This is a genomic window from Mesorhizobium sp. CNPSo 4688 (assembly GCF_057784295.1).
Genome location: NZ_JBWLUY010000034.1, coordinates 1 through 20,179 on the forward strand (window position 1 = coordinate 1; position 20,179 = coordinate 20,179).

Here is a 20,179-nt window from a genome sequence, read left to right on the forward strand (position 1 = left end):
CCGGGCCACTCTCTGTTCGTGCTGACCGAGGGATTGAGATTCCCCGAGGCGCAGCCGGTCAACTGAGAGGTCGGCTTCTGGCGCGCCCCTTCGCCGTTCCGATGCTGAGACAGAGGGCAGCAATCCACTCTCTGCGGACCTTGCAGTGTCACGAACCGAAGGTCGCCTTCGGGCAGCTCACGACGATGCTCGCGCCGTCCATAATGTCCACTCACGAAGATTCGCAGCCTGAAGCTGCCAGTCCGCAAGCGGCCCAGAGCCGCCAGTCTGCAACGCGCCTCATCTCGGCCAAAGAGGGTAGCTTTGTCGCTTCCTGGAAGCAGACATCGCCGGCGATCCGCCGGAGGTCGTGGTTGCGCCAATTCCGGACTTTCTAGGAACGGAACTCGCCTTTCAGTGTTGCAATGCCGACCGTATCCAGCCGGAAACTAGTGACGGAAACGGTAAACGCGCGCCAACTGGTTCGGCACCGTCATGAGTTCGTTCGCAGTTCTGAAACCAGCATCACGGGCCATGCCAATCCAGGTCGCGGCCGTCTCGGCATAGTCGGATGCGCGACTGTGGCTCTCGAAGGCGTCGAACGCCTCGTCTGAGATCGCCGCCCAAGCCGGCCGCATCTGATGAAATCGCTTCATCCATCCCTCGCGATCTTCGCCCTCGAGGCGCGTCGGCTCCCAGATCAAGAAAAGGCCATCTCGTGGCAGTAGGCTATGGATTTTGCGCATAAATGCCACCTTATCCTGCGCAAAGAGGTGATGCAGCGACTGGCCAATCCAAACCACGTCGAGGGGGCCCTCCCAGGAATCGATGGCCACCCCGAAATCCTCGCAGCGCAATTCGACCGGACAGGTGAGAGCGGCAAGCGCTTCCTTCGCAACGTCGAGCGACGGCTGAGATATGTCGATGCCGACGTAGCGTGCGACGTTGCTGCCAGCCAGTGCGCCTGCCGAGCCGGGAGCGGTGCCGCAGGCGAGATCGGCAAAGACGAAGCCATCGGAAGCCTCATTGAGCAGAACTTGGCGCAGCATTTCATAAACTTCCCTATGGGCCATGTAGTTCGCCGCGACAACCTTCTGGTATGTGGCAAGATCTTTCGCGAATAGTTCCTGATCGGACTTCATAGACCCCTCCTCTACCAGTCGGTCATCATGCATGTGGCCGAAGGCAGGTGACGAGCGTGGCGAGTTCCGCCTGACGGTGTGTGTTGGTCTTGCCGAACACCGCGCTGAGCTGAGTGCGCGCAGTTTCGCGACTGATGCCGAGTGCAGTTGCCGCGGCATCGATACCATCGCCCGACGCGAGGCGCGTGGCCAGCTTGGCCTCGGCTGCCGTCAAGCCAAATGCAGCGCGCAAGCGCAGTGCATCCGGGCGTGCCAGAGAGCTCAGGTCGGTCAGCAGGAGGACGGCACGGCCGGCCGTAAACAGGTCACTGCCGAATGCGCTCAGCGGCATCACCTCCGCCAGAAGCCAGGGCCTTTCGCCGCGGCTGATGACCACCGGTTCGGCCGGAGGCGTTCCGTCCAGCCGTCTGCGCAGAGTGCGGGAGAGCAGGCGCCGCAGCCGGTCGTTGCTGCAGGGGTCAGCGGTGGCCGGGCGACCTCTCACTAGGTAGAACTCCTCGCCAATCAACTTCTGTGCCAAAAGGTTCAGGTGCCTTGCACAGCCCTTTTCGTCGAGCAGAAGGGCCGCGCAGCTTGCTCGTTCAAGCGACGAGAGTTCCGACGCCTGCCGGAACGCCGCGAACCGCTTGGCTAGCCTTACGATCCTGCCTAGGTGCGGACCAACTGCCGCGAAACAGCGGGTTTCCTCGGGAACGAACTTACCGCGGCGCGCACCACGATAAAGCGGCAGGCTCCAGCGATGGTCGTCCACCATGAAGGGCGTTGATGCATACCAATCCCGTGCTCCGGGACGGGCTATCTCTTGGTAATAGGGCAGCGTCCTGCGTTCCTCCTCCGTGGAGATCTGATCTTCGATAAGTGTCGTAGAGCCTGCCCGGCGCAATGCGGGCGCTCTTCTGACGTGCGGGTCCGGAGCATCGCCTTCATTGCGCAACCACAATTCGTGGAATTCGGAGTGCTCGGAAGAGATGGGCATCTTCGGAGGGACCTCTTCGTCGTCGGAGAAGAAGGTGCAGCTTTCGGCGCCAAGCGACTCTGCAAGCAATTGCAGGGCGCGAGGCCACTCGGCTGGCGCCAGGACTGCATCGTAACAGGCCTCGATGGCCCGCTCAGTTCGTTCCACAAGCATCGCCCAACTCCGTGGTCGGGTAGCCAAGATTCAATAGCATGTTATGCCTCGAAGAGACAGCGCGCCGAGTGCAGGTGCAGACCCTACCATCAAGAGGCGCAGCCCGGTTCACCCATACGGGTGATGTGAGACAAAGCCGCCGGCAGCATCCTCCCGTTTGACCAACTGGATGGACGCGCCGAGATGATGTCCTTCACTCCACGTTTCGCTGCGCGACAGGAACCCGGACGGGCACGGGGCGGGCTATTCGCTCTCGCGGTAAGCCTGACAACGTCCCTGTCGGCCACGGCGGAGCAAGTTTCCTCGGTGGATCTCGAACTGGTTCTTTGCGTCGATGTATCGTCTTCAATGAGCGAGGCGGAACAACGCCTGCAGCGGGAAGGATATGTCAACGCACTGCACGATTCCGCAGTGTTGCAGTCCATCGGATCCGGCCGGCATGGCAGAATCGCCGTAGCCTATGTCGAGTGGGCCGGCCCAAATCACCAGAGCGTACTGATACCATGGACTGTTCTCGATGAGCCCGAAGATGCGGCCGCCTTCGGCGAGGTCCTGCGGGCTCAGCCGATTGCCAGAGGACGCGGCACCTCAATCTCAGGGGCGCTCCTGGCGGCGGGCAAGCTACTGGCCGAAGGGCCTGCAAGCGACCGCCGGGTAATCGATGTCTCTGGCGACGGACCCAACAATGCCGGTCTGCCGCTTCAACCCATGCGCGACGCACTCATTGCCGCCGGCGTAACCATCAACGGACTGGCGATCTCGCTGCACGCAGCCGACACACTCGACAGCTTTGGCCCGCGCTATGTCGAGCTGTATTATGAAAGCTGCGTCATCGGCGGTTCCGACGCTTTCATCGTCAGGGTCGACAACACAGCCGAGTTTGCAAAGGCAATTAGGAAGAAGCTCCTGAATGAAATTGCTGGCCTGTCCGCCAGCGTGCAGCCCGCGGCTTTTCAGATCCGCTCACGAGCTGTCGTCGATTGCGTCACGGTCGGAGCAGCCCCTGGACGGTAGAGCTGCGCCGGTCGGATCTTTCATGGTGCGAGAGCGGAGGGTCTGCATTGGGTCAGGTGAGGACAAAGCCTGAGCCGAGCTGAATGTCCGCTCACTTACACTTCACACTGGAAGCCGCCAGCCAGCTTTCGGCTCCAGAGCCGCCAGTTTGAAATGCGCCTCATCTTGGCCGTTCAGGTCTACCAAACAAGGTTCCAGAAGCGGCCGTTCATATAGCAATCGCGTTGATCGATTCTGGCTAAGCGGTGTCACGGCGACATGCTACAGTTGAGGCGTGTAGAACGTTTGCAGACAAGAGGGCTGCGGGCCAGCGTTGATCTATGTCCCATTTCCAGGTTGCGCAATGAGATGACACCCCGGACCAAGTACGCGCGAAGTGGGGATGTGGCTATCGCCTATCAGGTCTGGGGCAGAGGTCCAGTGGACCTTGTCTGGGCACCGGGAACGGCATCCCATCTAGATTTGGAGTGGGAGATGCCACTTCGGGCTCTGTTTTTTGAGAAGCTCGGGGCGTTCTGCCGGGTCATCAAGTTAGACAAGCGTGGGACGGGGCTATCTGATCGCCCAATCCGAATGGCGACACTTGAGGAACGGTCGGACGACATCCGGGCGGTGATGGATGCGGAGAAGGTGGAGCGCGCCAGCCTATTCGGTGTTTCCGAGGGGGGCTCTATGACGAGTCTATTTGCTGCCCTGAACCCGGACCGGGTGAGGTCGCTGATCGTCTGGGGGACACAAGCTCGTTGGTGTGCCTCAGATGATCATCCCTGGGGCTTGTCATACGAGGCATACGATCAGCTCATCAGGGATATGGGCGACTACGGCCCCACGGATGAGTATATCCGTGGAGCAGGAGTTGGGCTCGGACGTACTGTCGACCAAACGGTGGTCGATTCCTTCGCTCGCTATATGAGAGCCGCCGCGAGCCCGTCAGCTCACCAAGCTTATGAAGCGATGAACCGGGACATCGACATCCGAAACATCCTCCCCGTGATCTCGGTCCCAACGCTGGTGATGAACCGGACGCAGGATCCGGTTGCAAGGATTGAAGCCGCGCGCGACATGGCGCGGCGCATACCTAAAGCGGAGATGAGGGAGTACCCCGGCGACACTCATACATTTGTCGCCAAGGACATGGATTTGATCTTGGCAGACATTCAGTCGTTTCTGACGGGTGTGACGCCGGAGGTTACTTCTGACCGAAAGTTGGCCGCCATCCTGTTCCTCGACGTTGTGTCGTCAACGGACCATTTAGCGAGGGACGGGGATCAGGCTTGGAGCAATACACTGACCTCCTATTACAACATCGTGCGCAAGGAAATCGCACGCTATCGCGGCGAAGAGTTCACGGTTGCCGGTGATGGCTTCTTGGCGCTGTTCGATGGACCCGTGCGAGCTGTGCAATGTGCTCTCACCATTGCAGCCGCGGTGAAGCAGCTTGAGATCGACGTTCGAGCGGGTGTCCACGTCGGGGAATGTGCGATTGTAGGAGGCAACGTCACCGGCCTCGCTATTCACACCGGGGCACGGATCATGAGTTCAGCGGCGGCTGGAACGGTTCTGACCTCCCAGACCGTGAGGGACTTGGTAGCGGGTTCAAGGCTACGTTTTTTCGATCAGGGGCAGCACGTGCTCAAAGGTGTGCCGGACGAACACCGATTGTTCCTCGCGACGTTGGAAGAGGCGGGGGCGACTTCGTAGAGGTTCTCTGCGCTGGCCTAAACCGCCACCGAGCCGTTGCTTGCCGCCGCTGGAATTCCGTCGCGGCACCAGGCCGATCTAGGCAGCCAGGTTCCTGCCGGATTTGAATACCCGAGGATCAGGATCGTCGCACCGCTCTGCGAAGTCTTTGCTAAAGCCTCAACGATAGGCCGATGACTTTGAACTTTCAAATCCGGCGCGGGAACGCGGATGTCTGCTTCGGGCCAATCTAAGACGTCAGAGTCCGCTATCGCTTGCGAGGTGCCAGAAGCTGCCATTCTGCTCCCGGCCCAATTTCAGTCATCCCGATCGCAGGCCAGTTTGGCCGTTCCAAGCGCTTTCAGCGAGCGGCGGTTGCCGATATCCGGCGTTCGGCTGGTTGAGGCGCGAAATCGCGCTGCATTGCGGGGCAGGGAAGGGCGCGTGTCTTGCCTCCAACAACGTCCTCGCCGGACAACTGCCCACATTTGCTTGCTATCATCCGTTGCCCGGAGGTTGGGCGGAGCAAAGTGAAACTCGCAAATCTCTGATTTCAGGTGGAAATTAGATCCAAGCGTGACCGGTCGTGATCCACAATGCCCGTCGGGTACCGAGCGGGATAGTTGTGGATCAACACATCAAGAAAGGAATCATAAGAATTATCAGATACTTGTGTGCCGATCTTAGAGGGCAGGGGTCGTTAACTGGGGTGTGTGCCGAGTGACCACTTGTGATCTTTCACGCATGGGAATGGTCGCATTTGCGCAGTACCCTGACGTCCCGATCAACCACGGATTCCGAACGCTCATCTTTTCTCGCTAGTGTTACTCGGGACGGTGAACGGCCTTTCTAGTACTCTGGTGGAGACGCTTTTTCGAAAGGCAGTTTGTCGTGCGGGCCTGCATACAACAAGAATCGATTTGTCCCAGCGATCGAGCTCGCTGCTTGGGTAGAGAATCGCTTTGCCGATTTTGAGGAATGAGGGCCCGATACGCATGCAGCGCCAGTTGCGAAGCGTCCCTTCGCTCAGCTGTTCGCGGTAGCGAGCGATGATTTCTTCAGGAGTGAGGTAGTTCGGTTCAGACACGGGCGCAATGGCAGGAAGGCCGGCAGAGGGCATCGATCTTACAAAGAGAGCATTTCGCCTCAATCCGCACCCGTCGGGCTGGTATTACTGGGAACTTGGCTTGGCGCAATATGCAGGGCGGGACTATGAAGCGGCGGTCAAAACATTGCGCAACGAGGCGACATATCGCACGGGTTCACGGCGAATTCTTGCTGCGAGCCTGGCTCAACTGGGGCGGCACAGTCCGCGAAGGCCAGATTTTTCTGGCGAACAATCCCGGCTTTACAATTAGTCAATGGGCATCACGCCAACCGGCCCGGGACGCTGCAATGTTGGAACATTTTATCGATGGTTATCGCAAAGCTGGTCTTCCTGACTAGTGGGATGGCCTAACTCGACCAGCAGCGTGACTGTTCACCTCTCGACGGATCGCAACAGGGGGCGCCCTCTGGCTTCCCGGCCATCGCCACCGGCATGATCCTCATGGTCGGCGTATCGATCTTCCGGCGGCATCGTCGGCGAGATTATGCGCGCTGGCTGGCGCCAGCGACAGGGGAGAGGGCGGTAAGGATTGAGTTCCGCGGTTGGCGCGCGCCTTCCCTATTGATCGACCGCCTTTTTGGCGCGGCTAGAGACCTTGTCTGGTGCAGGCGCCGCATCGCGCCAAATTAGCATGAACCAAGCGTTCTCTGCCTCGCTCTACTGTTCCTGGTGGATGCGCCGCTGATGCACCACGCGGGCCAGCATGCCGGTCTTGTCTGGGCCGATGCTTGCCAGCGCATTGCTGATATCCGTAGGCATCAACCCGATGTCGGCGAGTTCGCGCCTGTCCATTCCGGCGAGCGCCGCCAGTTCGCTGCGCATGCGCCAAAATTGCCAAAGCCGGACTGGGCCTTTGATCAGTAGCGTGACGCACCGAGCCAAGGTGGCGGTGGACGCGGGAGAAAGCTGGTAGGCCTTTGACCCTTGGAAATTGTCGGTGCAAGACATTGACGTTCTCCGATCCCGAGAAAATCCCACCGCGACCAAGCGCGTGGGAACCCGGACATCATCGGCTATCGACGGCGCGGCGTCGTGACGGACCCGTGAAACTTGCCTTAGATCGAAATGAAATTTCGCCTTGATCTCGATGAGCTTGGCCGCATTGGCAAATCGCGGGAGGCGATTTCCGTCCAGTGGATCCTACCCTTGGGGGTGATCCGCGATGATATAATTGCGGCCAGGATGGAGGATGTCGGCCATCTCGCCGCGGAACAGGCGTTCAAGATCCTGCTGGACGGGGCGATCCCAATGGTAGCCGCCGTTTGCCTTTCTCCAAGTGGCCGAGGCGGTGGACAACTGACCCAAGGGCAGAGGAATAGCACCACGAGGAACGTGCACTCATTGGCGCAATGCGGCCAACGCAGTGCCGCAGTGTTTCGGGCAGCGGCAAGCAACGTCGTTGCGGCCAGGATGGGGACGCCTGCGGAATGGCTCTGTCCGGCTAGTTCGCTCCAGAACCGGACCGTCTGCTTCCGGCCCAAAGGCGCCGAGCGGTTTGCGCCTCATGTCGGCCGTTGAAGACAGGCTTGCCACCGCCGTATAGCGGACATTACCGGCGGTCAGGCCGGAGGTCGCGGTCGCGCCACTAGCACCAGTCAAACGTGTGTTCTGGAATGACTGCAATTGGCGCGACCGCGCCCGTTGAACGCGCTGCCCCTTCCACCAACTAACGGCCAAGGCTATTCCCGCCGAGCCGAGGGCGTGTCATATAGTGTAGCACGCTCCAGCTCGCTGAGCAGGGCCTCGGCCTCTCTGACGTCGGCGGTTTCGAAACCCTCGGTGAACCAGTCGCGAACGGGTGTCAGAAAACCGTGGGCTTTCTCCCCGGCGCCTCGCTCTGCCCACAGGCGTGCGAGCTGCGTCGCGGCTCGCAACTCCCACCATTTGGCGGCCTGCGCCCCGGCAGTCTCTACCGATTTGCCGAAAGATTCCGCCGCCAAGTCGCCGTCGCGACCAGGCTCGCGCAAAGCAAACTCCCCTCTCAGTCGGTACAGCTCGGCATCAAACCAACGCTCGCCGGTCGAAGTCGCACGCTCGAACGCGTCGTCCAGCACGCGTCGCGCATCTTCAACGTCGCCACTACTAAGGTAAGCCTCCGCCAGAATGGACTCGTAGTACGGCATCATCACCAGGTAACCGGCGTTCACGTCGTGCTCGTAGCAGGATTTGAGGGTCTCGAGGCCTTCGGTTGCATTTCCTTCAGCGATGAGTGCGGCAGCTCGAAAGCCCCGTCCCTTGTTCAACATTGCAGGCATGGCCTTTTCGGACGCGAGAGCAATCAGGCGCTCGCTGTCGCGCCGAAGGGCGAGCCAGTCTTTGCACAAGTGGTAGTAGACGCACGTGTTGGCGAGAGCCAACACGATCGCGAAGGGCTGGCGCGTTTTCTCCGCGGTTTCCAGACCCTGCCGGCACCGCCGGTACCCCTGCTCGGGGTAGCCCAGAATGAGCAGCGTCCGGGCAAGGTAGAGGTTCGGTCCGGCGTCGGCGATGTCCGCACCGAGCAGAGGGTCCAGGTCAGGTGCCCTTGTCGAGACCCGCTGCTCCAGGAAAGAGCGTGCGGTGGCAAAATCGCCCATCCAAAGGGCAACGAATCCGGCTGCGTCCACTCCGATTGGGCCACCCTCGCCGTATGCGCGCGCCGCCGCGCGCATTAGCTCGTTGGCGGCTTCGCGCGCGCGATCGAGCTCCGCGCGATTGTAGTAACAGAGAAACTCGCCGTAGCTGGCCCGGAGGTTCTCATGCTCCGCTCCCGTTTGCCCTGCCAGGTATCGGGCGCGAGCATAAGCGGTGCCCGTTTCGACTGCCGCCGTGCCCCTAGCCGCCCGGAGCGCATCCCCGAGCGTAAGGCGGAGCCCGAGTTCAAATCGGTTGCGCTCCAAGCCTTCCGGCAGCGTCTCGAGAAGCGAGAGACCGTTATCGAGCTGGTCCAGCGCTTCCCTTGTCGCCGAGCGCATGATCGCCGTGCGTGCCGCAGCCTGATAATATGGCACTGCCTTCCCGACGAGCCCGGCCCTGCCGTAGTGGCCGGCGACGAGTTCGGGATGAGCTGTGGCCGTATCCTTGAATCTGTTGACCAGCGCGTCGGCAATCGCGCCGTGCAGTTCCCGGCGGCGCCTTTTGAGGAGCGATTCGTAGGCGGCGTCCTGAATGAGAGCGTGCTTGAAGATGTGTGCCGGGCTGGCCGCGGTGCCGCCGCTCAAAATTAGCTCGGCTCCGATCAGTTCCGAGAGCGCCGTCTCCAGTTCACCGGCAGGCATGTCGCTCACGCTCGCCAGCAGTGCACGATCGAACTCCCGCCCAATCACGGCACCAACTTGCGCGGCATGCCTTGCGGAGGGCGGCAGGCGGTCGAGCCGAGCCATCAGCGCGTCCTGAAGTGTCACGGGAACCGTGACTGCAGGCAGAGATCCCAAAAGGTCGAAGTGATCTCCTGCGTCGACAAGGACGTTGAGATCGCGCATCGCCTTGGTCAATTCCTCGATGAACAGCGGAATGCCGTCGGTGTGCGCGACGATCTCGTTCAAGACTTCCTGCGGAAGACGCTTGCCCGCAACGGCCTCGGCCACTGCGACCGCCTCAATCGGATCGAGCCGTTCGAGCACGATCCAGTGAACGTGTGCGCCGCTCCAGGCCGGCTTGAACTCCGGCCGGAAAGTGACGAGCAGCAGCACTGGCAATTGGGCGATCCGATCGTTGATCCGATCGACCAGTTCCAGCGTCGTCGGGTCGAGCCATTGTGCGTCCTCGACGACCACGAGCAGCGGATGCCGCGTCGCGAGCCCCTCAACCCAGTTCAGCAGCGCTGCAAACGTCATGGCCTTCCTCTGCTGAGGGGTCAGATCACGTAACGAATGCTGCTCGCCGGTTCGAACGCCGAGCAGATCGGCGATGACAGGGATGGCGCCGCTGGTATCGGACAAAGCCCTTCCCAGAAGAAGCTCGAGCTTCCTGAGCTGTGTTTCGTCCGGGTCAATGCTTGCAAACTCCGCGGAGCGCCGGATTTCCGAGATGACGGGCCGTAGCGCCGAGTTCGCGTAGTACGGCGAGGCGTCGAAATGGATTTCCTGGAGCCGGTCCCCTCTCAGTCGATCCCCGAGAAAGCGCACCAGTCGCGATTTTCCGATCCCGGGCTCCCCGGTTATGAGGACAAACTGGCCCATCGTTCGCCTGACCCGCCCCCAGCGCTCGAGCAGCAGATCGATCTCGCGGCCTCGGCCGACGAACGGCGTGAGCATCGTGCCGTGAAGTCTCTCGAACCGACTTTCACTGCGCCCGATGCCGTGGACCCGCCAGAGGGCTACCGAGGGGCCGATCCCCTTGATCGGCTGCCTTCCCAGGTCCTCCAGGTCGAAAATCCCTCCGACGAGGTGCCGGGTGGTTTCGGAAATCACAACCTGGTCCGGCCCTGCGGCCTGCTGCAGCCGTGCTGCGAGATTCGGCGTCTCCCCGACGATCTCGTCCGGGCGCTCTGCCTCCCCACCCCCTAGGCTTCCGATGACCACCAACCCTGTGGCAATGCCGATGCGTGCACGAAGGTGAGGAACCTCTTGCGTCTTGATTCCACCAGCTGCCGCCACAATGCGAAGGGCAGCCTTGATCGCCCGTTCAGCCGCGTCCTCCTGTGCCTTCGGCCAGCCGAAATATGCAAGAATGCCATCGCCCAAGAACTTGGCGACGTGCCCCCCGAAACGGTCCACTTCTTCGGTTACCGCGCTTCGGTAACGCCGGATCACCGCCCGCAGCTCTTCGGGGTCGAGCTGATGGCTTAGCTCGGTCGACCCGACGAGGTCGACGAACATCACCGTGAGCTGCCGCCGCTCTGCCTCTGTCGGGGCGGATAAAGGCAGCGCCGTCTTCAGCGATGCGGATGCGCCAATGGGCGCCGACCTCGAAACCAGGGCCAGTGAGGCAATCGCATCGAGCAGCTTGCGCCGGTGGCCGACGGAGGTCACTCCGATTCCCGTCAAATCCTCGGCCGTCAGGTGGGCAAGAACCTCTTCACTAATATCGTTGCCGCGGAAGGCCTTCTCGTATTGTCCCAGGCCGATACCGCGAAGCCAGGTAGCGACGTCCACGTCCCCCTCCTGTATGAAGGTACAATCATACACCAAAAGCCCATCATGGACGCGTGAAAACGGGTCCGAGAAGAGTCGATTCGCCTCAGCCTGAAGGTCCACTTTAATAGGACCAGACATGTCGGGAAATGGCGGCGCAAGAATGTCCTTCCGGAGCCGGAACTGATGACCCTGAGCAGCCGTTCAGAATGCAAGGTTTAAACGTCGACGAAGGGTCACATCACGACAATGCCCACGCCCAACCTGAATGTCCGCTTTTGAATATCCGAGGCCCGAAGCTGCCGGTCCGCTCGGACCACAACCGGACCTTCAAACTCATCAATGCCCGACCTCTCACTCCGGCAAGCCAACCATGCGCAGCGCATCAAGAAAAGGCTTGGCCAATTCGGGCACGGCGCCGACGGCTTCGATAGGCGTCCAGGTTCTCGGGACGCTTGCGTTTGGCCCGCTCGATCTCGGCCTGGCGCAGGCGAGGCTCGATCGCCGCGACAGTGCTAACGGTGATCTCGTCCTGCAGAGCAAAAATGTCGTCCATCGCGCGATCGTAGCGGTCGGCCCAGATGTGCGTCCGGTTCTCCGCTTCGACCAATTGGGTAGTGATACGCACCCGGCCGGCCGCCTTGCGCACGCTACCTTCGAGCGCATAACGCACGCCAAGCTCGCGTCCCACCTGCCTGACGTCGACGGCGCGGCCCTTGTAGGTAAGCGTCGAGTTCCGCGCGATCACGAAAAGCCATTTGAGTCGCGACAGGCCGCTTGTGATGTCCTCGACCATGCCGTCGGTGAAATATTCCTGATCCTGATCGCCGCTGATGTTCTGGAACGGAAGCACGGCGATCGACGGCTTGGCAGGAAGCAGCAGCGTGGGCGCGGTTCTCGCTTCACCGCCCGCAAGCTCCCTGCAGGTTCGGTGATCGCTGTCTGGCGCGGTGGCGACGCTGGCCATCGAAGGGCGGACGGTCGCTACTAGCGCAAAGCAGTCCATTCTTTGCTAGACGCGAAGGTCTGCTTGCAGCTCGGTAACCCCGAAAGCGGACCTTCGGCTCCCGGCCAGTTTCGGTCATTCAGGTTCGAAGGTTTGGCGAAGCCGCTTGGCGCGCTTAACGGGCGGATTTCGCCGCGATGGTCGCTGGCCGTTTAATTAGCCACAATGTCAACACGTCACGGTCACCCGCTGACGGCGCCTATTGACCCATAGCGGATGTTCTCAGGTGGCTGGTTGCGCATAGGCCCCGGTGCTACGCCTGGTGGAGAAACCGCCGGAGGGCGATGGCTGGATTCATGAAGTGAAGTTCGACGGCTACCGGTCGCAGATAGTCAAGGATGCCGATGGCATGCGCATCTTCACCCGCCGTGGGCTCGACTGGACATCGAAGTACCGCGATCTCGCCAAGGCCGCGGAGGATCTCGAAGTCGAAAGCGCCATCGTCGACGGCGAAGTGATCGTCACGAACGAGGCCGGGCTGTCCGACTTCAAGGCGCTGCGCACGGCCATCACAAGGCGCCAGCATGACCTCTACTTCGTTTCCTTCGATCTGCTTCACCTCAACGGCCACGACCTCCGTGATATGCCGCTGGAGGACCGAGGACCGCCGCGAGATCCTGCAGGCGATGATCCCCGCCTAGGGTCGCATCCAGTTCAGCCAGGCGCTACCAGGAGATGCAAAGGCCATCTTCGAACTGGTCGATAAGGCCGGCCTCGAGGGCGTGGTGTCGAAGCGCCGCGACAGCAAATACCGCAGCGGCCCGTCGACCAACTGGTTGAAGGCAAATGCTACTCGATCGACGAATTCGAGCTGCTTGGGGTCGAGCGTGAGTCGGGCAAGCCGGCCTTTGCCTTGATGGCAGAGCGGGGCACCGGGCGCTACGTCGGCTCGGCCTTCATCACATTGAACCGCGAGTTACGCGAACGGCTCTGGCAACGTGTCCAGGACCACGCAGGCGCGGCACCCAAGGTTATGAAGCGGCCGGCGACGCAATGGGTCAGGCCTGGCCTGATCGGTCGCGTGAAGCACTTGCGCGGCGAGGAAGATTTGCGCCATGCTTCGCTGCAGGATTTTCGGGAAGAGGATTAGCTATGCCGGGCGCCGTTCTTCGCTCAGCTCTGGGCAAACTTGTCAGTTCTTCGGCATTTGCGGGGGCACAAGTTGAACGTATGGTGTCGTTGGTTCATTGTCAGAGCGAACTCGGCTGGGGGCCGGCTTCCCGTGTTTGCCGAGCGACCTAATGTATTGATAGAGCGATTGCATATCGCTCTCCTCCATTGCTCGAAGATTGTACCAAGGCATCGGTGGAGACGTCCTAATGCGCTTCAGCATCCCTACGAACCCACGCTCGGTCATTGCCGAAGCATCTATCCGTAGATTGGTCGCGTAGGTCGTGCCCCAGGGACCGCGCCAGCCGACCGAGCTGCCCATTAAAGCCTTTTCAGGATCAATCTTGCCTTCTGCTTCGCTGTAGCCTTCGGTATGGCAATCGTGACACCCGCCGATGATTGATACCTGCAACCCCCGTTCGACCGATACTTCGCCTTGAGCGAAGGCTGCAATTGGCATCGTGAGGCCGGTTAATAGGAAAAACAGGCTTGTGACGCGCATCCTTCCCTCCCATGCGTTCCGCAATCCTGCAAGGGCGATATTCAGCGGAAGCTAATTTAACCGCGCGGTCGGCCTTTCGGTCCTGGCGAGCTTTCTGCCGGGTGTGCGGACAATCTGGCGGATCGCTGATCTTTCAGCCAAAGGGACTTCTTTTTTATTTCGAGTAGCTCGGCTCGAGCGCCGTCGTCAGTGGTCGCTTGGCTACGCTTCGCAGCAATCACATAGTCGGCTCTATTCGTTCTGTAGTCTCCCTTTTGCACCGCCATCGTTTCCTCCCCAGTCCGCGCGGCGCTCCCTCCTTTGGCACGGCGGAGATCCACTAACTGCCGGTGCGCCGCGCGAGTCTAGCAATTGGGGATTGTATTAAAATGATACAGATGGAAGCCGACCTTCGAGAGAGGGCCTAGGGACTTCAGTCTTAGTTGAGCTATCGCTAATACGCCTGTAGCTTGGGCAGTGCGGGAAACCCGAATACCAAAGTCCATGGTAGCATCGAGCCTGTTCGCCGCATCGTCGGAAGGCTGTCCTAAGTGCTCTCAACTGTATTGCGGGAAAAGCTGGTTTGCGATTGCGGTCGCACCGGGTATTTGAAACTACGAGAAGACAATCAGCCCCTCAGCGGCGCATGGGAATCTTACAGTTTGGAGGGTTTCAAGGGCGGCAGCCTGACGATCACTAGTTCGGGAAATATTCCAGGGGACAAGTTGGCCTATCTCCATCCTTTGTGTCCTCAATGCAGTCAGTGGGGTAGGGTGAAGTATGCCAGTCGTGCCTGAACAGGCGATGGCGCAGGACGGCGTTAAGGCGAAGATTGAGGAGATCACGCGAAAGCCGAAGAGGCGCTAGTGCAACGAGACTGCCTCACGACCCGTATCTGACCGCGCATTGCGGCATTTGTCCTGCCGCCCGATCGGCAAGTGCTTTCTTGGTTTCGGCATCGGTCGCGCAGGAGTGGCCGTCCATCTTGACGGTGAAGCCTTTGGACTGGAGGCAGCGGACTACATATCGATCACGCATCTCGCCGTTGACGTCATAAGTCGTAGACGAAGCCGGGATGTTTACCGCACCGATGCGATTGCATGTGACCACGGTTCCATAGGTGTTGCACTGCAGAGTGCCTGGGTTGTTGTAACCAGGGTTAACATCCGTGGCGAGCGACTGAGGAATTTCCTTGAAGGAATCGATCTTGCATTGGTCGACGGCCGCAACGGTCGAATTCAGATCTACTCCTGGCTTGAAGATAATAGGTGCCGACGTCTGGCAGCCGGCGACGACCGCGACGGCGGACATGATGAAACGTTTGCGCATGGATTAAAAACTCCCCCACGCGCAATGAACGTGAAAACAGGCGCCGTTTCAATCCCCGATATTTGCCAGGGCACGCCTTAAACACAATTACCTCTTGGGCCACGGAAGAAAGTCATCGTCGTACTCATCGCGCGAAAAATAGTCGAGCGCGCGAGTACCCTCGGCCGTTTCATACAGACCGCATCGATAGAAGCGCAACATTGGTGAGGAACATCGCAGCGATGAACCGCCTGGCTTGACGGAACATTAGCTGTTTCGAATGGCCGAGATCATAACCTGATGTTGTCACTGGGGTCCGAAGAAACGCGGGAGTCCCAGCCGGCCCGCGTCATTGGTCCCTCCATGGTGCGGGCTTTCATGATCGGGCCGGTTCCAATTCAACTGCGGGTGGCCTTAACGCCCGACGTCACGCCCTTGAAGGGAGACGATGAGGTCACGTTGTCGAGCATAGCGCACATCTTGTTCGGACCGTCAAAATTGAAGCCTAGACATCTCTGATCAGCGGCGCAGGCCAATACGCAGTCGGCGTAGCCGCTCCGCACATTCGCGTAAGCGCCCCCAACGACTACCGTGTCCTTTGCGAAAACGAGGCTGGAGTACTGGAGATTCGCCTTGATGGCACCCTTCGCCGCCATCACTGCGTCAGGACTCCTAACCAGAATTGACCCGCTATTCCTCATGAAGCAGGCGGAGTGCTTCTTATCATAGGTGCCCATCGTCCGATGGGCGAGGATGGATATAGTGAGCGGGAGAGCCGGATAGGGCGGTTGGCGCGCAACAAGGCCAAAGGTCCGTTCGGCGAAACGCGCGGAGCGGGACGGCAAGGATACAAGAGACGGTCGCACCGACGCGGCGAGTCAGCCTTCGCTCCGCCAACAGACCTTCGACATATTGCGGGTCGCTCGTCACAGAGGCGCGTTCGACGCCGCTGTGGTCGACCAGGCCGCCGGCATTCACCGGTTCGCGGCGCGCGACCAGAATGTCGACATGGGGATACTCCAGCCGCCACAAATTTTGGCCGGCGGGGGGTGAGCGGTGCTCGTTGTTGCAGAACCTGGATTCACACGACCGAGAGCGAATATTCTCGTTCGATTACCGTTTTGGCTTGGTCGGCGCGCCGAAGCTTGGCAGGTTACCTACCTTGCAGCAAACCGTTAGAATGAGCAATACCGGCCTGCGGCCCGACCAAGAGCCACGTCGTCATCTTGCCCTTGCCCTTAACATCAATAGGTCCCCGGCTTTCGAACTCGAATTGATCGTTCACCTGCGCGTACGTCTCGGGAGAAACCTGGATCCTGCCCGGCACACCTGTAGTCTCCATGCGCGATGCAACATTCACCGCATCGCCCCACACGTCATAGAAGAACTTCTTCACCCCTACGACGCCCGCAACAACCGGGCCGCTGGCTATGCCGATGCGGATCGACACGGCGCGTTCATGCGGATCGTGCATCCGGTCGGCGGCATTGAGCATGTCGATGCCAAGACGGATCAGAGCAGCGGCGTGATCCGATCGCGGCACGGGCACGCCGCTGACGACCATGTAGTTGTCGCCCGTGGTTTTGATCTTCTCCAGGCCATGGCGCTCAACCAGCTGATCAAACGCCGTGAAAACGTCGTTGAGGAATCCGACAAGTTGGACGGGCGAGGCCTGGCTGGCGGCCGCGGTGAACGCTGCCATGTCGGCGAAAAGAATCGAAGCGTGCTCGTGTTTGTCGGCAATGACCTGCGCAGCACCCGACCTCAGCCGATCTGCAATCGCTGCAGGGAGGACGTTCGCCAGCAATGACTGGGATCGCTCATATTCGAACTCCGCGATTGCCTCGGAGCGTGCAACTTCACGAACCGCATAAAACACGATGGCGAACATGATCGTCATGGTGGCGGTCACAACCCCGACGAAGCCACCCAACATTGCTGTCTGGTCTAGCAGTCCGCTATTGCGCGGAGCAAAGATCTCGAGAGCCAAGATGAACGCCAAGGCGAAAATGGCGAAAATGACTGGAGGTGCGACGGGTTCCACACCCAGAACCAGCACAGCGCCCGCAGCGAGTGCCAAATACTCCATCTGCATGCCGCTGTCTCTGCCGACCAAGAAGCAAACCACGAAAATTCCGAGATAACTCACGACAGCAAAAGTCATAGCAGCGGCTGACGGTCCGATGCGATGCAGCAGAGGAATAGCAAACAGCAGAACCGCCAGTCCCATATCAATGATGCCGACCGTACGGAGTTTGACGTCTGGCAGAAAAAAAACCGCGAACCCCAACCAAACCAGAGCTATGCTCCAACACGTCATATTGAGCACGCGAAGTCTTCGGGCGACCTTCCTCGGATATCGTTCGGTTCCGTAACTGAGGGCTTGAAGCAGGTGCATTGAGTCAACCAAGCATTCGAGACGACAGGATCGAACCAGCGTATTACAATTCCTCAGCCATCGGCACAGTTCAGCCCGCGTCAGGCCGAAATGATCGGCCACAACTGCGTCACCCCCATTGCGACAACGAGGAGGGCGCTTGCTCCGGCGAAGAGCGCGGTAGGAATCTGCTTCAGGTGAGCGCCGAAGCTGCTGCCCGAGAAGTCGTCGACTGCATCGTCCAACATTGACTTTAAGTCATCGAAAGCGGCCTTGGCTGCCAAAACGCCGTAAACCGTGATTGCGATCACAATCGTTGCGAGCGCGAACCTGGCGGCTTGTCCCGCTGATGAGCCGTAAGCGAGGATCGCGAACATCGTCCCGATACTGGCGAAAAAAATGATCGCGAATGTCTGGGTCAGATGGGCAAGTCGCGCAGCCGACGCGGCTACGTATTGATCAACGGTGAGTTTCGCCATGTGCTCCTCCCAAGTGGCTCGCTCAGGTGCCGAGTTGCAAAGAACTAAGGAACGAAGCGAGCTCGTTGTGCCTCGTTAGAGGGCGCAGCACGGCATCGAAATCCCCGCTCTGTTCGCACCCCTCCGTCTAACAATTGTAGCACAAGTTGAGGGGAACCTCGTGTCAGAAATTCATGCATAAGTGCACTATTATGCTTTCTTTCTCGTACCTGTTTCGATCATGCGACTGACGTAAGACTCCAAGTGCGTTGATCAAAAAGCTAATAGCGATGGCAGCCTCGCACGGCGCAGAAGGCCATGCATCGTTCATTATGCGGAAACTGCTATCGCGCGCCTAGCCGGAACTGGTGCACTGAGACGTCCGCTGTTCGACGCTCAGCTCGGGCCCCCTGCAGCTCGAATGATTTAACCCGCGAGAGGCGCCAAAACCGCCATTTGCTTCTCAAAGTTGATATTGTGAGGCTCAGTCTGGGAGAGGTGGTTTCGATGAGCTTCGAAATCCGCTATGACGATGGGGTCGCCTATGAAAAGATGATGGGCACCTGGAGCCGAGCGGCCGGCGAAATCTTCCTGGAATGGCTCGCGCCCTCGCAAGGCTTACGTTGGATCGACGTCGGCTGTGGAACTGGCGCGTTTACGGAATTGATTATTGAACGTTGGGCGCCCGCTGAGGTCCAAGGGGTTGATCCCTCTAATGCGCAGCTATCGTTTGCACGGACGCGACCCTTGGGGCAAATCGTCAAGTTTCAATGGGGTGACGCCCTGAACCTTCCGTTTTCGGAGGCCGAGTTCGATATCGCCGTTATGGCGCTGGTGATCTTCTTCGTTCCTGATCCCGCCAAGGGCGTTGTCGAGATGGCGCGGGTAGTTCGTCCAGGCGGCATCGTGGCAGCTTACGTCTGGGACATGACCGGTGGGGGACATCCGCTTGAGATGATGCACACCGAATTGAGCGCGATTGGTTTCCCTCCTGTACATCCGCCGCGTTCGGAAATAACCGGCCTGGAAGCACTGCGGCTATTGTGGCGAAATGCCTCCCTCGATGAGATCGAGACGCGAGAGATCACAGTTCGACGAACATTTGCTGATTTTGAGGAGTATTGGACGACCAGCACGCTCGCGGCTACCGTGCGTCAAACCATCGCCGCCATGCATCCAAGTGATGTTGAGCTGCTTAAAGAGCGTATGCGTGGACGCTTATCCGTGGATGCTGAGGGGCATGTCACCTGCGGTGCCCGGGCGAATGCAATAAGGGGCGTCCGATCTTGATAGGAAGTACTTTCTCGAATCGAGCATTTACATTCCGTTTGTGGGTCCGCCCTGGGTCAGATCGCGTATGCGACGCCCGCAACTGAACGACCGCAAAAAGGGTCGAACTCGATCGTTCAGAGCGATTTGGATGGTTTTGGCGGCGAGAGCAGCCGGCCATGAGGAGATCCCGAACTTTGACTGTCGCCCGGGCGCGCCTGATACGGCCCCTCCTCTTCGAACCCGCCTTTCGACCCTGAACGGGGATAGTGATACACGTCCGCCCTTCTGGTATAGTGGTACGATCACCCAGCGGAGACGTTGCCATGTCTAAGCACTTCGTTCATGTGGCGGTGGTCGCATTGGGGCTGTTCGTCACGAGCGCAGGCGCCGAAACCCTGAAGCTTCCTGACAATCTGGCCGGCTTTAGTTCTGATGCCGGCGAAAACTACTTCGTCGAAAGCGATGCACGGGAGGCCTATTTCCCTCTCGCAAGCAACTTTCTGACGCAGAAGACACAGTCCTATTGCGGTGTCGCCAGCATCGTCATGGTGCTGAACGCGCTCAATGTACCGGCGCCTGCCGTTCCGGAGTACGAGCCATATCGCACTTTCACGCAGGACAATGTCCTCGATGAACGAACGGACGCCATTCTCGCCCGAGATGTTTTGGCGAAAAAAGGTATGACCCTCGATCAGATCGGTGGAATTCTTGCGACCCAGCCGGTCAAGGCAGAAGTCCATCATGCCGCCGACAGCTCAGTCGACGAGTTCCGCAAGCTGGCGAGTTCCCATCTCGGCCAGTCGAACCATTTCGTGATCGTCAACTACCTCCGCAAGGCAATCGGACAGGAGAAAGGCGGCCATATCTCGCCGCTGGCAGCCTATGATGGGAAAGCAGACCGCTTCCTCATCCTTGATGTCGCACGGTATAAGTATCCCCCGGTTTGGGTGAAGGCATCTGAGCTTTTCGATGCCATGAACACCCAGGACTCCGACAACGAGAACAAGACCCGCGGCTTCGTCCTGGTATCGGCTGGTTCTGTTCAATAGTGATCACTGCCT

Annotated in this window: 14 protein-coding genes and 3 pseudogenes; 6 read left to right on the top strand and 11 right to left on the bottom strand. The window is 59.6% G+C overall.

What is annotated here, in order from left to right; genetic code table 11:
* Nucleotides 1-428 precede the first annotated feature (428 nt).
* On the bottom strand, nucleotides 429-1,121 hold the full coding sequence (locus AC04SH_RS32490) for a class I SAM-dependent methyltransferase (RefSeq protein WP_488577854.1): 693 nt from the start codon (nucleotides 1,119-1,121) through the stop codon (nucleotides 429-431).
* 25 nt (nucleotides 1,122-1,146) lie between these two features.
* Nucleotides 1,147-2,250, bottom strand: a complete 1,104-nt coding sequence (locus AC04SH_RS32495) for a helix-turn-helix transcriptional regulator (protein WP_488577855.1) — start codon at nucleotides 2,248-2,250, stop codon at nucleotides 1,147-1,149.
* Between the two features lie 306 nt (nucleotides 2,251-2,556).
* Between AC04SH_RS32495 and AC04SH_RS32500 the strand changes: the two genes are divergently transcribed.
* Nucleotides 2,557-3,264 carry a DUF1194 domain-containing protein gene (locus AC04SH_RS32500; RefSeq protein WP_488577856.1) on the top strand — a complete coding sequence of 236 codons (708 nt, stop codon included), beginning with the start codon at nucleotides 2,557-2,559 and terminating at the stop codon, nucleotides 3,262-3,264.
* A gap of 348 nt (nucleotides 3,265-3,612) precedes the next feature.
* Entirely contained in the window at nucleotides 3,613-4,965 is a 1,353-nt protein-coding gene (locus AC04SH_RS32505; RefSeq protein ID WP_488577857.1) for an adenylate/guanylate cyclase domain-containing protein, read from the top strand.
* Between the two features lie 784 nt (nucleotides 4,966-5,749).
* Here AC04SH_RS32505 and AC04SH_RS32510 read toward each other — a convergent pair.
* The gene (locus AC04SH_RS32510; protein WP_488577876.1) at nucleotides 5,750-6,031 is read right to left on the bottom strand and encodes a helix-turn-helix domain-containing protein; all 282 of its coding nucleotides are present in this window, start codon (nucleotides 6,029-6,031) and stop codon (nucleotides 5,750-5,752) included.
* Between AC04SH_RS32510 and AC04SH_RS32515 the strand changes: the two are divergent.
* A pseudogene (locus tag AC04SH_RS32515) lies at nucleotides 6,024-6,390 on the top strand (hypothetical protein); the annotation flags it as partial. The gene AC04SH_RS32510 and the pseudogene AC04SH_RS32515 sit on opposite strands and share 8 nt — an antisense overlap.
* Nucleotides 6,391-6,709: 319 nt before the next feature.
* Here the strand turns inward: AC04SH_RS32515 and AC04SH_RS32520 are convergent.
* From AC04SH_RS32520 to AC04SH_RS32530, 3 genes and pseudogenes are all read right to left on the bottom strand, one after another.
* Complete coding sequence (locus tag AC04SH_RS32520; RefSeq protein WP_488577858.1) at nucleotides 6,710-6,874, bottom strand: hypothetical protein; 165 nt, start codon at nucleotides 6,872-6,874, stop codon at nucleotides 6,710-6,712.
* 857 nt (nucleotides 6,875-7,731) lie between these two features.
* Entirely contained in the window at nucleotides 7,732-11,127 is a 3,396-nt protein-coding gene (locus AC04SH_RS32525; RefSeq protein ID WP_488577859.1) for an adenylate/guanylate cyclase domain-containing protein, read from the bottom strand.
* 409 nt (nucleotides 11,128-11,536) lie between these two features.
* Nucleotides 11,537-12,013 (bottom strand): annotated as a pseudogene (locus tag AC04SH_RS32530) (transcriptional regulator); the annotation flags it as partial.
* A gap of 349 nt (nucleotides 12,014-12,362) precedes the next feature.
* Between AC04SH_RS32530 and AC04SH_RS32535 the strand changes: the two are divergent.
* Nucleotides 12,363-13,202 (top strand): annotated as a pseudogene (locus AC04SH_RS32535) (ATP-dependent DNA ligase).
* A 42-nt stretch (nucleotides 13,203-13,244) separates the two neighbouring features.
* Here AC04SH_RS32535 and AC04SH_RS32540 read toward each other — a convergent pair.
* The 5 genes from AC04SH_RS32540 to AC04SH_RS32560 form a co-directional block, all read right to left on the bottom strand.
* The gene (locus AC04SH_RS32540) at nucleotides 13,245-13,724 is read right to left on the bottom strand and encodes a hypothetical protein (protein WP_488577860.1); all 480 of its coding nucleotides are present in this window, start codon (nucleotides 13,722-13,724) and stop codon (nucleotides 13,245-13,247) included.
* Nucleotides 13,725-14,585: 861 nt separating this feature from the next.
* On the bottom strand, nucleotides 14,586-15,032 hold the full coding sequence (locus tag AC04SH_RS32545) for a hypothetical protein (protein ID WP_488577861.1): 447 nt from the start codon (nucleotides 15,030-15,032) through the stop codon (nucleotides 14,586-14,588).
* Between the two features lie 377 nt (nucleotides 15,033-15,409).
* Nucleotides 15,410-15,748, bottom strand: coding sequence for a PAN domain-containing protein (locus AC04SH_RS32550; RefSeq protein ID WP_488577862.1), 339 nt, complete (start codon nucleotides 15,746-15,748; stop codon nucleotides 15,410-15,412).
* 416 nt (nucleotides 15,749-16,164) lie between these two features.
* Nucleotides 16,165-17,409: an adenylate/guanylate cyclase domain-containing protein gene (locus AC04SH_RS32555; RefSeq protein ID WP_488577863.1), complete on the bottom strand. Its 1,245-nt coding sequence runs from the start codon at nucleotides 17,407-17,409 to the stop codon at nucleotides 16,165-16,167.
* An 80-nt stretch (nucleotides 17,410-17,489) separates the two neighbouring features.
* On the bottom strand, nucleotides 17,490-17,867 hold the full coding sequence (locus AC04SH_RS32560) for a hypothetical protein (protein ID WP_488577864.1): 378 nt from the start codon (nucleotides 17,865-17,867) through the stop codon (nucleotides 17,490-17,492).
* A 486-nt stretch (nucleotides 17,868-18,353) separates the two neighbouring features.
* On the opposite strand from AC04SH_RS32560, the gene AC04SH_RS32565 reads away from it, so the two are divergent.
* Nucleotides 18,354-19,136, top strand: coding sequence for a class I SAM-dependent methyltransferase (locus tag AC04SH_RS32565; protein ID WP_488577865.1), 783 nt, complete (start codon nucleotides 18,354-18,356; stop codon nucleotides 19,134-19,136).
* A 305-nt stretch (nucleotides 19,137-19,441) separates the two neighbouring features.
* Complete coding sequence (locus AC04SH_RS32570) at nucleotides 19,442-20,167, top strand: phytochelatin synthase family protein (protein ID WP_488577866.1); 726 nt, start codon at nucleotides 19,442-19,444, stop codon at nucleotides 20,165-20,167.
* The last annotated feature ends 12 nt before the right edge of the window (nucleotides 20,168-20,179 follow it).

Coding starts and splice junctions, on each gene's coding strand:
- AC04SH_RS32505 (WP_488577857.1), top strand. CDS start 3,613: ATGACACCCCGGACCAAGTACGCGCGAAGTGGGGATGTGGCTATCGCC.
- AC04SH_RS32540 (WP_488577860.1), bottom strand. CDS start 13,724: ATGCGCGTCACAAGCCTGTTTTTCCTATTAACCGGCCTCACGATGCCA.
- AC04SH_RS32490 (WP_488577854.1), bottom strand. CDS start 1,121: ATGAAGTCCGATCAGGAACTATTCGCGAAAGATCTTGCCACATACCAG.
- AC04SH_RS32495 (WP_488577855.1), bottom strand. CDS start 2,250: ATGCTTGTGGAACGAACTGAGCGGGCCATCGAGGCCTGTTACGATGCA.
- AC04SH_RS32555 (WP_488577863.1), bottom strand. CDS start 17,409: ATGCACCTGCTTCAAGCCCTCAGTTACGGAACCGAACGATATCCGAGG.
- AC04SH_RS32565 (WP_488577865.1), top strand. CDS start 18,354: ATGAGCTTCGAAATCCGCTATGACGATGGGGTCGCCTATGAAAAGATG.
- AC04SH_RS32545 (WP_488577861.1), bottom strand. CDS start 15,032: ATGCGCAAACGTTTCATCATGTCCGCCGTCGCGGTCGTCGCCGGCTGC.
- AC04SH_RS32570 (WP_488577866.1), top strand. CDS start 19,442: ATGTCTAAGCACTTCGTTCATGTGGCGGTGGTCGCATTGGGGCTGTTC.
- AC04SH_RS32560 (WP_488577864.1), bottom strand. CDS start 17,867: ATGGCGAAACTCACCGTTGATCAATACGTAGCCGCGTCGGCTGCGCGA.
- AC04SH_RS32550 (WP_488577862.1), bottom strand. CDS start 15,748: ATGGGCACCTATGATAAGAAGCACTCCGCCTGCTTCATGAGGAATAGC.
- AC04SH_RS32520 (WP_488577858.1), bottom strand. CDS start 6,874: ATGCGCAGCGAACTGGCGGCGCTCGCCGGAATGGACAGGCGCGAACTC.